The organism is Clostridium thailandense, from assembly GCF_019207025.1.
Lineage (GTDB): Bacteria > Bacillota > Clostridia > Clostridiales > Clostridiaceae > Clostridium_AM > Clostridium_AM thailandense.
In genome coordinates this window covers 1-12,943 of the sequence record NZ_JAEEGC010000189.1, presented here as the reverse complement: position 1 = coordinate 12,943, position 12,943 = coordinate 1, and the positions used below count along the sequence as shown (strand labels likewise).

The 12,943-nt window shown below is 32.5% G+C and carries 10 protein-coding genes; 1 reads left to right on the top strand and 9 read right to left on the bottom strand.

All coding sequences use genetic code 11. From position 1 onward, the window contains the following. The first annotated feature begins 663 nt into the window (after positions 1-663). Entirely contained in the window at positions 664-1,680 is a 1,017-nt protein-coding gene (locus tag I6U48_RS27270; protein WP_218323661.1) for a LacI family DNA-binding transcriptional regulator, read from the top strand. 155 nt (positions 1,681-1,835) lie between these two features. Here the strand turns inward: I6U48_RS27270 and I6U48_RS27265 are convergent, their stop codons facing one another. The 9 genes from I6U48_RS27265 to I6U48_RS27225 all read right to left on the bottom strand — a co-directional run bounded on the left by I6U48_RS27265 (position 1,836) and on the right by I6U48_RS27225 (position 12,636). Continuing rightward, the gene (locus I6U48_RS27265; RefSeq protein WP_218323660.1) at positions 1,836-3,902 is read right to left on the bottom strand and encodes a methyl-accepting chemotaxis protein; all 2,067 of its coding nucleotides are present in this window, start codon (positions 3,900-3,902) and stop codon (positions 1,836-1,838) included. Positions 3,903-4,352: 450 nt separating this feature from the next. Further along, positions 4,353-5,798, bottom strand: a complete 1,446-nt coding sequence (locus I6U48_RS27260; protein ID WP_312891147.1) for an MFS transporter — start codon at positions 5,796-5,798, stop codon at positions 4,353-4,355. Positions 5,799-5,893: 95 nt separating this feature from the next. Next, positions 5,894-6,364, bottom strand: a complete 471-nt coding sequence (locus tag I6U48_RS27255) for a hypothetical protein (protein WP_218323659.1) — start codon at positions 6,362-6,364, stop codon at positions 5,894-5,896. 505 nt (positions 6,365-6,869) lie between these two features. Continuing rightward, complete coding sequence (locus tag I6U48_RS27250; protein WP_218323658.1) at positions 6,870-8,051, bottom strand: acetyl-CoA C-acetyltransferase; 1,182 nt, start codon at positions 8,049-8,051, stop codon at positions 6,870-6,872. A 251-nt stretch (positions 8,052-8,302) separates the two neighbouring features. Further along, positions 8,303-8,962 carry a 3-oxoacid CoA-transferase subunit B gene (locus I6U48_RS27245; protein WP_218323657.1) on the bottom strand — a complete coding sequence of 220 codons (660 nt, stop codon included), beginning with the start codon at positions 8,960-8,962 and terminating at the stop codon, positions 8,303-8,305. After that, on the bottom strand, positions 8,962-9,618 hold the full coding sequence (gene atoD / locus I6U48_RS27240) for an acetate CoA-transferase subunit alpha (RefSeq protein WP_218323656.1): 657 nt from the start codon (positions 9,616-9,618) through the stop codon (positions 8,962-8,964). Before atoD ends, I6U48_RS27245 begins: the two co-directional genes overlap by 1 nt. A gap of 27 nt (positions 9,619-9,645) precedes the next feature. After that, positions 9,646-9,945 (bottom strand): AtuA-related protein, encoded by a 300-nt coding sequence (locus tag I6U48_RS27235; protein WP_218323655.1) that lies wholly within the window; start codon positions 9,943-9,945, stop codon positions 9,646-9,648. Between the two features lie 2 nt (positions 9,946-9,947). Further along, positions 9,948-11,303 carry an acyclic terpene utilization AtuA family protein gene (locus I6U48_RS27230; RefSeq protein WP_218323654.1) on the bottom strand — a complete coding sequence of 452 codons (1,356 nt, stop codon included), beginning with the start codon at positions 11,301-11,303 and terminating at the stop codon, positions 9,948-9,950. Positions 11,304-11,337: 34 nt separating this feature from the next. Continuing rightward, positions 11,338-12,636: a CitMHS family transporter gene (locus I6U48_RS27225; protein WP_218323653.1), complete on the bottom strand. Its 1,299-nt coding sequence runs from the start codon at positions 12,634-12,636 to the stop codon at positions 11,338-11,340. Between the last annotated feature and the right edge of the window lie 307 nt (positions 12,637-12,943).

Here is a 12,943-nt window from a genome sequence, read left to right as displayed (position 1 = left end):
AAAGGTATACATATTGCAGGATAAATACCTCTCCATTCTGCTCTTGATTTTGCTGCTTTTGCCATAATTAAATTCCTCCATTTTATAAATAAATTTTTAAACCTTTTTCTCTTCAGATACTCCTTAGTCTTATATATTTAATAAAAACATATTATTAAACATATAAGAGTTATGTTACAACTCGATAGGTAACGTTTCCTATAAATCTATTATAGTTAACGTTTTCTATAATGTCAATAATTTTTTTAATTTTTTATTTTTCTTAAAACTATGTTTAATAAAATAGACATACTATATGGTTTCTAAGCACTCATATCAATAAATTTAATATAATTCCAAACCAATTGTAAACATATTAAAGCTTGAAATTTATAGATGAAATCATTATTATTATAGATTTTATGTAAAATTTATACAGATAACATTTTCTTTTTTGTACTATCCATTCTAAATATGTATAGAATAAAGATTATTATATACGTAATCATGAAAGAATCATAACATTTTTCTATCTTTCATTTTTAGATACGAGTGTTGTTTTTCCAAGACATTTGGCACTTTATTCAACTATTTTTTCATACATATTGTTAATATGACGAAAATTATGTATAATATAATTAAAGAAAACGTTTTACTTTATTTTGACTTTTAGGAGAATATACTATGAAAAATATTTCAATTGTTGATGTAGCAAAACAAGCAGGAGTCTCAGTTACTACCGTATCTCGTATAATGAATAATGTTGATTATCCAATAGCTTCAGCAACACGAGAAAAAGTATTAAAGGTAATTGATGAATTGCAATACACTCCTAATAAAGCTGCTCAAGGATTAAGAAAAAAGTTCAGTAATATTATAGGATTGATTGTAAGAGATATTTCAGATTCTTATTTTGGAGAAATAGCCAATGGAGTGACTGATAGAGCTAGTGAACTTGGTTATCTATCTTTTGTATGTAATACAGGTCGTAATCCTGAAGATGAATTGAGGTATCATGAGCATCTTTGGCAGCATAGAGTAAAGGGCATAATACTAGCTGGAGGAGGGCTTGATCAAATTGATTATAAAAAAGGACTTCAGACCCAACTTGCAAGACATGAAAAATCTGGCTTGAAAGTAGTATCTTTAGCTCCCCAGGGAATTGAAATTCCATTTGTAATGATAAATGACTTCGAGGCTGGTAAAAAAGTCACAGAATACTTAATTGAACGAGGACACAGAAAAATAGGTTTTATCGGGGGACCGCCAAAATTATTTACTTCTATAGATCGTCTAAAGGGATTTAAGACAGCACTTGACACTGCTAGCATTAAATACAATAAAGAATATATTACCAACAGTGATTTCTCACAAAAGGGAGGATATGAAGCCTGCAAATTATTAATATCTAAGATCAAGGATTTAACTGCAATTTGCTGTGCAAATGATAATATTGCTATCGGAGCTATGAGTGCTATGAGAGAACTAGGATTTAGTATTCCAAAAAATATTTCTATAATTAGTATAGGTAATATAACAGAGGCAAGGTACACAACTCCTCCTCTTACCACACTCTCAGTTTCTCATTATGAAATGGGTCAAATGGCTGTGGATGTTATTACCCAATGGAAAGAGAAAGTGGAAATCACTTTAAGTACATCGATTTTCGAAAGGGAATCAGTCAGAGTATTAGATTATTAGGTACAAGTTATATTTTAATAGAAAAATTAGAGTCTAGTATTTCATCTGAAATTAAATTCTGTAATAATTGTAAAAAATAACTAAGTTCATAAAAAATGGGACTTGAGGCTTTTCACCTTTTATCCCATTTTTGTGTATTAATTTTCTTTTAAAAATTAAATTTTAAATCTATCTATCAATAACCTTAATTCTTCTGCAATTGTAGCTAAGCTCTCCCCTGATTTAGCAACTTCTTCAATTGTATCTGATTGTTCTTCCATAGATGCAGATGTTTGCTCTGTTCCAGCGGCATTCTCTTCAGAAATTGCGGATAGGTTTTGAGTTAACTCAATGATTTTGTTTTTATTTTCTGTCATTAGTTTGGAAGAATTATTTAGTTTATTAATTACAGCTTTTATAGCATCTATCGCTTCTGCTATTCCCTCAAATTTTCCTTCAGTTGCTTCAACACTACCAGCTTGTTCCTCAACAACATGCTTTGTTTCTTGCATCAAGTCGACTGCACTTTCCGATTTTGACTTTAACTCATTTATTACATTTTTAATGTCATTTGTAAAGTTATTAGATTGCTCTGCAAGCTTTCTTATTTCTTCAGCAACAACTGCAAAACCTTTACCTGCTTCCCCTGCTCTTGCAGCTTCTATTGCAGCATTTAAAGCTAACAGATTGGTCTGGTCTGCAATGCTTTGAATCATAGTACTAGCACTTTCAATTTTTTCTGCACTTTCATTGTTACTAATAATAATCTGATAAACATTTCTTGTAGCATCACTATTTTTTTCAGTTTTATTAATAAGCTCTTTCAAAATTAAAAAACCTTCTTCTTTTTGCTTTTCAATTTGAACTGCCGCAATATTGAGTTCTTCTATATAATTCAAATCTTGTTCCAATAAATTCCCCAACTCTTCTACATTATTGGCTGCTGTTTGGGTGTCTTTAGCTTGGTCACTGGCTCCTTTTGCAATTTCATCAATAGCTTTGGCAACTTCATTTGATGCAGTAGCTGCTTGATGAGAAGTAGCAGTTAATTCTTCTGCTGATGCAGCAACCCTTTCCGTTGAATCTGCAGTTTTATGGATAAATTCTGATACGTTCTCTCTCATACTTCTAAAGCCTCTCACCATAGCCCCTATTTCATCTTTTCTACTTAGATATTTTAGTGTATCTGCCTTTTCATCTACCGAAAAATCCAAATCAGCAAAATCTTGTACTCTTTTTGTGACTGCTAAGATAGGTTTTGTTATACTGCTTGAAATAAAATTAAACAAAATAGATGTTATTAATAGTATGATTATTGCAGAAAACATTACTATATTCATTATGTTTTTTGCACCATCCATTAGCTCTTTTTCTGTAATAAATGATGCTAATATCCAATCAGTCCCCTCAACTTTATATGGATTTACTATATATTTTTCACCATCAATAACAACATCAAATGATTTTAAGTCTTTAGCTAGGAGCTTGTCTAATCCATTAATCCCAATCTCTTCAATTTTTTTAAAATTGTTTTTAGGATTTTTTCCATCTGCCATTATTAAGCCATTATTATGTACAATCATTGAATATCCTGTTTTACCACTCTTCATTTTATTTAACATATCACTAATATAAGATTGTTGTACATCAATTCCTATTGCACCTATGACTTTTCCATTTTTATCAGTAATTGTACGAGCATTACTTGTAAGTAGTTGGGATTTATAAGTGTATGGTTCTGTTCTAATGATACTTCCCTTTTTATTCATTGCATCATTAAACCAAGGTCTTTTTGGAGGATTAAACCCCGCTGGTATACTCTCTTCTGGCCATTGTATATATCCTCCATCTTCTGTTCCCAAATACACATAACTTGTACCTTTATGGCTATTTGCATATTGCTCAAATACTTTATAGATTTCTTGTTCAATACCTTTATTAGTTGAAGGGGTCATTGGGGTATCTTTAGTTGTATTTTTATAGGTTGTAATACTATTATCGAGCATCATTACTGAAGGATTTGTTGCTAGCATATCAATATTTTTATCAATTTGATCATAAAAAATGTTAATTGCCTGAGAAACACTCTTCATTTGTTCCTTGGAATTAGTAAAATAATCCTCACGAGCCTTTTTATTTACTTGATAGATTACAATACCGCTAATACTTACTAGAGTTACCAAAAGAGCTACAATTGAAGGTAGTAAAATTTTTCCCTTTATTCCGATAGCTTTTTTATTCATAATACCCGCTCCCTTATTTAACTAAACTTTCAAATTTTATCATTTTTTGTTCTATCTATTACATACCATTAATTATCACACAGCACTTATTGACAATTATGTTTTCATGTTGATATTTTCCTTTGTCAACATAAATCTACATTTTTCTTGAATATTCTTGTATTTTTGTAGAATATAAGAATCAAAAACCCCCTCAAACCAAAAATTTCTAGAGAACATAAAACATATCTTAAAAAGCGCGCTTACTTATGATATGATTCATCGTAATGGGTATAACATATATTTCGTTGAATTAATTGGTAAACTTGAGGCAAAATCATATAAACATTATTTTTATAAATATAAATTTAGTTGATAATGTTATAGATAAAATTGTAGTAATAAAAAAGCGTGGCTTTTGGGCCCGCTTTCAATCTATTTCCTTTGTCTAATTTTATCTTAAGATTTATATTACATTTCTTTATGATAACTTTTGACATCTCCTAATTTTTTATCTATTACAGAATGAGGAAGTAGAAAAATAAAGATAAGTGCTACTACTAAGACAACAATTCCAAAATAATAAGTATCCCTCTGTGCAAGAAGATAGGTACCTTTAGCACTTAAGTGTGTCTTTTCATTATAAACCAACTGACGAGATGTTAATATAATACTACTAGATGCAACCCCTAATGTCTGTCCAAGATTGCGCATAGTTGCTAGCATTCCGGAGGCAACACCAGCATGTTCCCTTGGCGCTGAATTTAATATGGCTGTATTAATAGAAGAAACACTTAAACCAGTTCCAATTCCCATAATAATCAACGTAAAAATCACGACAAAATAATTTGAGGCTTCTTTTAATGAGCTCATAAATAGACAACTAACACAGATGAAAATCAGTCCAATGCCTGATGGCAAACGTGCTCCATGTTTATCAGTCATACTCCCTCCAACTGGGGAGATTACCATCATCGCAATTGATGATGATAGCATAATCAATCCTGCAACATCCGATTGCAGTGATTGTATATTTATCAAATAGAAGGGTAATAAATAGGTAATTAATTGTTGCACCAAATACGAAAGCATAGAAACAACATTTGCCATAGAGAATGTTTTATTTTTAAATAATTGCAAAGACATTAGTGGTGATTCTATGCGTTTTTCACGCATGATAAATGCATTTAATGATAACACGCTGAAAAGCATACATCCTAAGAAGTAGATCGATTTCCATCCCCAGTGAGTAGTAAAATTAAGTCCAACTGAAAAAATACCTACTGACATTGCAAATAGAACTGCACCAGACCAATCCATATTTTTGCCTTCAGAAGTTTCCATATCATCATCTGCCATAACAAAACAGGTTAAAATAAAACCTAAAATACAGATAGGCACATTAAAATAAAAAATAGCATGCCATGAAAAATGAGTCAATAAAAATCCTCCAATTGTAGGACCTGCAGCCAATCCTATGGAAATAAATACAGTATTCACACCGAGGGCCTTGCCACGTTCCTTCGAGTCAAAAGTTCGGCTAACAATTGCCTGTGTGATAGAAATCATAATACTATACCCAATGCCCTGCAAACACCTGAAAAAAATTAGAACTCCTAAATTTACAGATAATAATGGGGCTGCAATACATACTAATCCAAAAAATAAAAAACCAATTTTAAACTGCCTTTTGTATCCGTAAAGTTCTGCTGCCCGTCCCAAAATCAGCAGTGTACAGCAGGATATCAATGAATATACTAGGGCTAACCAGCTAATACTATTCTGGCTCACACCAAATTCTTTTGTCAATGTTGGAAGCGCAATGTTCAAACTGTTTACAGAAAATGTTCCAACTAAATTGGCCATGCTAGTCACAGAAAAAATCATCCATTTTTTATTTTCATGAACCCAATTCACTTTAATGCATCTCCTTTTTTCTATCTGCACTAACTTGACTTCTTATAGCACATATACTGATATTTCTAAATGAATAAACTGTCATAGCATTATTTTTAAAGACCAATTGTGCTGCCATCCTCTGCTATATAGATATTGGCTATTGTTCCAATTCCACCTGCCTGAATAATACTCCTAGATTTAAGACGAACATAAGCATAGTATTTACCGTCCTTATACGAAAAGCCTTTACACTCCCCTATGATATCCGAAGTATCTTTTAATTCTAATGTTTGAGCAACTTTATTTATTGCCAATTGAACCGCCATCTCAGGAGTATATTCTTGTTCTAAATGATTATTTATTTGAGTCACTCCCGTTGTAGAACTGATTACTGTTATGGGAACCTCAGTCTTTTTCTTTTGTAAGTGATTAGGAGTATCATTTTTAAGTTTTTGTTCCTCACATTTTGAAACATATTTTATATATTCATCACTGCTATACCACTTGATTCCTAGAAGCGATACGATAACAACCAACATCATAGATATAGATATTATAGTTTTATATTGTATTCTCTCAATCATTATACCCTGTCCTCCTTATCACATAAAATAGAATGCTTTTTTAGTTGAGTGTTATTTAAAAGCAGTAACTTTAATTAAAAACATATAACAATTTAACAGACAACGTTTTCTTTATTTTTATTATAGATATCGTTTTCTATAATGTCAACAACTTTAATAAATTCTTTATTTTAAAAACTGATGTAAAATAAAGTATCCTTATGACAGTGCAATAAAAAAATTTGCTTATAAGTAAAAATGCTAATTTAAATTATTAAAGAGCATATACAGATTTTTGTAAATTATATCTGTGCATGCTCCTCTAAACAATTATAGAATTAAAAAGTTTCTTAGATTTTCAAAACACTGTGCTTTAGACTTATCAAAAGTATTTATTGTGATGGAAGAATGTAAATATCTCCTGGAGTATGAGTTAAGTGTCTGCCTTAGATGTTATTGGGACAGATGTTATTGCGACAGCCCCTTTGAAACATATACCTGCATATAAGTTAAGTGTCAGCCGTGCTTATCTATATCTTTCAACTATGATAGCAGTACCCATACCGCCACCTATACATAAAGTTGCTAAACCACGTTTAACATCTCTTTTTTCCATTTCATATAATAATGACGTTAATATTCTTGCTCCTGAGCATCCAACTGGATGTCCTATTGCAATAGCTCCTCCATTTACATTAACTTTTTCCATATCAAAATTTAAATCTTTTGCTACTGCTAAACTTTGAGCTGCAAAAGCTTCATTTGCTTCTATTAAATCCATATCTTCTATAGTTAGGTTTGCTTTTTCTAAAGCTTTTTTTGTAGCATAAAATGGTCCATATCCCATTATTGCTGGGTCTAATCCTTTTGATCCATAAGAAGTTATTTTAGCCATTACTTTTAATCCAAGTTCTTCTGCCTTTTCAGCACTCATTATAACCATAGCTGCTGCTCCATCATTTATTCCTGAAGCATTTCCTGCTGTTACTGTTCCATCTTTCTTAAAGGCTGGTTTCAATTTACCTAAAGATTCTGCTGTGGTTCCAAACCTAGGGAATTCATCTGTATCAAACACTATTTCTCCCTTTCTATTTTTTATAACTACAGGAACTATTTCTTCTTTAAATCTACCATTCTTTATAGCTGCTTCTGCTTTTTGTTGAGATGCTGCTGCAAACTCATCCTGCATTTCTCTAGTTAAATTCCAATTTTCAGCTATATTTTCTGCAGTCATCCCCATGTGGTAGCCTTGGAAAGCATCTGTAAGTGCATCATTTACCATTGTATCTACAATAGCTCCATTGCCCATTCTTTGTCCCCATCTTGCAGCTTGCAGTACATATGGTGCTGCTGACATATTTTCCATACCACCAGCTATGACAACCTCTGCATCTCCTGCTTTTATCATTTGAGCTGCTAAACTAACTGCTCTTAAACCTGAACCACAAACTTTGTTTAAAGTAAAACCTGGAACTTCTTCTGGCAGACCTGCCTTTATTATTGCTTGTCTTGCAATATTTTGTCCAAGTCCTGCTTGTATAACATTACCCATTATAACTTCATCCACTAATTCTGGTTTAACTTTTGCTCTGTTAAGTGCCTCTTTAATAACTATAGCTCCTAACTCTGCTGCCGGAACATCCTTTAATGCTCCCCCAAATTTTCCAACTGCAGTTCTTACTGCACTTATGATGACTACTTCTTTCATTGTTATCCTCCTATATATATCTAATACTGCCATTTAACTTAAAAGAACATTTTAGAGGACAGAGGACAATGAAGGATGCTTTTTCTCCGCTTCTCTACGAAAAATCTTTAATCTATATAAATCAGCAATGTTTTGCCTAAGCAAAACAAGCCTAAAAAATAAATTTAGTTTTCTGACGCAAGGAAGAAAACTTTCCTTCACTGTCCTCTGTCCTCTAGCAACTTTGTCCAATATAGTTTTTCTAATTGTTTCTATGATTCCATAATCTTTAGTTCTTCATCAATTACTAGCTCCGCCTCAGTAGCTGCTATTACATCTTCAATAGTTGTTCCTTCAGCAATTTCTCTAAGTACAAGACCATCTTTTGTTACTTCCATAAGCCCCATTTCTGTAACAATAAGACTAACCTTACCTACTGCTGTAAGCGGCAATTTGCATTCCTTTAATATTTTGTGCTCTCCTTTAGCTGTGTGAAGCATTGCAATAATTACTTTCTTTGCTCCACTTACTAAATCCATTGCTCCGCCCATACCTGGCACCATTTTTCCTGGTACCATAAAGTTTGCCAAATTTCCTTTTTGGTCCACCTCTAAAGCTCCTAAAACTGTAGCGTCAACATGTCCACCTCGTATAATACCAAAAGATGTAGCACTGTCAAAAAAGGCTCCGCCTTCTTTTATAGTAACAGGTTGTCCACCCGCATTTACTATATCCATATCTACTTTTTCTTCCTCTGGTGCACAGCCTAAACCTACAAAACCATTTTCTGATTGTAAGGTTACATCTATACCTTCTGGTATATAGTTTGCCACCATTGTAGGAAGTCCTATGCCTAAATTTACTACGTCTCCATCCTTTAATTCCTTAGCTATTCTTTTTGCAATAATTTTTTTAGCCATTTTACTATCCATTAATTTTCACCTCCAACTATGTAATCCACAAATATCCCTGGTGTCATTACATTATTTGGGTCTAATTCTCCAACCTCAACAAGCTTTTCTGCACCTACTATAACCATGTCTGCTGCCGTTGCAATTAATGGGTTAAAGTTTCTTGTTGATCCATTGTAAAAAGTATTACCTTTTTTATCCACTATAGTTCCACCTATTATAGCTACATCTGCTCTTAGTGGTAATTCTAAAAGATATTCTTTATCATTAACCTTTATCTTTTGCTTTCCTTCTTCTACAATTGTTCCCACTCCAGTTTCTGTTAAGAAACCGCCTATACCAGAACCACCACATCTTATCTGTTCTGCTAAAGTTCCTTGAGGTATTAAATCCACTGTTATTTCCTTTTCATTCATCTGTCTTCCAGTTTCAGGATTTAAACCTATATGAGAAGCTATAACTTTTTTAGCCTGTTTATTCACTATTAACTTACCAACACCTTTATCTGGAAAACCCGTGTCGTTTGCTATTATAGTTAAACCTTTTACTCCTTTTTTAACCATTGCATCAATAATAGGTTCTGGTGTACCAACTCCCATAAAGCCACCTATCATAATTGTCATTCCATCTTTTATATGTTCCATTACTTCATCAATACTCATTACTTTATTAGCCATACTATCATACTCCTTTGAAAAATACTTCTATATCTCCATATCAAGCAATACAGAACTTAAGCTTTTTCCATGCATATCCAAAGATAACGACCTCGTTACCCCTCCGCCTAAGGCATCATACATAACAAAATTTAAAGCACCTATATTAGGTAATTCATATCTTACTACTTCTCCATGTACTATATCTTTGAACCACTGTTTTACTTTATCTGTAGTTACAGCATTCTTGATTACTTCATAATCTTCTGCTTTATAAGCTATAAGTGATATATTTGAAATATTTCCTTTGTCACCAGTTCTTGAATGTGCAATTTCTCTTAATTTCATCTTTATACCTCCTCATAAACTACTTTTATATTTATATCTTCACTTGGTACAAATATAGAAGCTACTGATACTATCTCTTTAACACCTTTTCTTGCTCCACCGCCGCCTGCTGGTCCATTTGTATAAAGTGCTTCCACTTCATTTCCTATTACTGCTGCAGCTTCTTTTGTTAATGTTCTTGCAGCAACTCTAAGTCTTACTTCACCAAAATCATTACGTCCATTATTTAAAGCGTCGCTTAAAGAATCTTTATAAAGAGAGTTTACTCCAATAAGGTCTATTCTTAACTCTTCAATTGGTGCTTTTATGTACTCTAATCTCTTTCTAATAATCTCTCCTGCAAGTTTTCCTCTTTCATAGGCTCCTGAACCACCATAGCTCATTTCTCCTTCTCCAATATAGCAGTCTTTGTAACCTACACTAGTTTTAAATAAACCAGTCTTTTCTTTTCCACTTGCACCCTTCATTAAAACTTTATCTTTTCCTGACTGTTTAACAGATACCTTAGAAAAATCCGCTATAACATCTGGTGTAAAATAATTTTCTGGATCATGGATTTCATATATTATCTGTTCTTTACAAGTGTCTTCAGTAACCATTCCACCTGCATCTTCAAGCTTTGTGATAACTATTTCTCCATCTTCTGATATTTCTGCAATAGGGAAGCCTAAGTTCCATAATTCAGGTACATCTTTATAGCCTGGATCTGCAAAATATCCTCCTGTTACTTGTCCAGCACACTCTAATAAATGTCCAGCTAAAGTTCCTTTTCCTAAAAACTCATAATTTTCCTTACTCCAACCAAATTCAAACATCAATGGTGCTAAAGTAAGAGAAGGATCTGCAACTCTGCCAGTTATAACAATATCAGCACCGCCTTCTAAAGCTTCTATTATTCCCTGTGTTCCAATATATGCATTAGCAGAAACTATTTGATGTCTTATGGATTCTAACTTTTCTCCTGTTTCAAGTATTTTATAATCTATATATTTATCTATATTATTGAAGATATCATCTCCTATAACTGCAGCAATTTTTAACCCTTTAATTCCTTGATTTTCTGCAATTTCTTTTACAACTTTAGCAGCTGCTATAGGATTTGCAGATCCCATATTTGTTATTACCTTTATTTTCTTATCTTTGCATAGAGGCACCACTTGTGTCATTCTATATTCTAATAATTCATTATATCCTTTATTTGGATCCTTTAATTTTTGTTGTTGTCCTATTGCTATTGTTCTTTCTGCCAGACACTCAAATATAATATAGTCAAGGTTTCCTTTTTTCATAAGTTCTACAGCTGGTTCTATTCTATCTCCAGCATATCCAGCACCTGAACCAATTCTTATTTTTTTCAATTTAATGGCCTCCTTAAATATTGATAATGTTTATTTATAATTTAATTACTCCTACAAGAATAGAAGTTATGAGCATTACTATTGTTACTGCAAAAGCATATAATATAGTTTTCTTCTGGTGTTCCCCAAGTTCTACTCCTGAAAGACCTATCAGCAGGAAGGTCGATCCTGTAAGTGGACTCACAGGGAATCCTGTTGTCATCTGTCCAAGTAATGCAGCTCTGCCAACTTCTATGGCAGGAACGCCAAAGCCTTTTGCTGTTTCTGCAAGTACTGGAAGCACTCCAAAGTAGAAGGAATCTGGGTCAAATATTAAGCTAGCTGGCATGCCTATTATACCTACAATAACTGCAAGATGTTTTCCTAGAGAATGAGGTATTATAGATATTAGTATAGTAGCCATTGCTTTAATCATTCCTGAGTATTGCATAATTCCAACAAATGCACCAGCAGCAAATAATATACTAGACATTAAAAGTGCTTCTTTTGCATGAGCGTCTATTCTAGCTCTCTGTTCTTTTACATTTGGGTAATTGATAACTAAAGCTACAGTAAATGCAATCATAAATACAGCTGTAGATGCAAAAATTCCTTTTATCAATATTGCAATAGTAACTATAATTATTACGATATTTACCCAAAATAATTTTGGTCTATAAAGTTTTTGTTTTTCTTCGTCAACTGCAATTTCATCAATATTGATATTTAAAAGATTTTCTTTTCCGATTCTTGCTACCTCTTTTTTAGCTAGTCTATAATCTATAAACAATATGAATATAGCTCCCACTAGAATAGGTACAAGCAATGGGTTGAATAATTCTGTAGAGGTTGTTTTTAAAACAGATATTGCCCTAAGAGGAACTCCTCCCCATGGCTCCATATTAACAAGCCCTGCAGATAATGCTACTACTGTTGCTAAAGTAGTTCTCTTCATTCCTACTGCATCAAATAGTGGCAGCATTGCTGGTATAACCACCAAGAAAGTTACTGCTCCATTACCATCTAAATGAACAAACATAGATAAGATAGCAGTTCCTAAAACAATTTTCACCGGATCTCTTCCAACTATCTTAAATATCTTTTTAATAATTGGATCAAAGGTTCCTGCATCAGTTAATATTCCAAAGAATAACGTTGCAAAGATAAACATAGTTCCCGTTGGAGCTATGGTTGTGATACCTTTCATTATAAAGTCTCCAGTATGCTTTCCAAAACCTCCTATAAATGCTGCTACTGTCGGTACAGCTATAAGTGCGGTTACAGGCGCCGCCTTGTTTGTCATTATTAGTGCTAGTAAAACGACTATAGTTATAAAACCAAGTATTGCTAACATTAATAAACCTCCTTTAAATTTTATTTTCACTTTTATATATAGCAATAACCGTACCAATATTGGTTATTTTAAAATCGTAAATAATAAAATACTTGCTTTGCGGCCTTTACTTTGCTAATTTTTTAGCATTGTCAAAAATTTATTAACCATTCTATTTATCTTAAATACAAATAAAATCATAATATCATAATAATATTTTTCTAATATTTTAGAATTTTTTTCTCTAAAAACTACTATTTAGATAAGAATATTCAAAAATATAGTTAACTTTTTAACATTGTATAGGTTATAGATACCCAAACCAGAC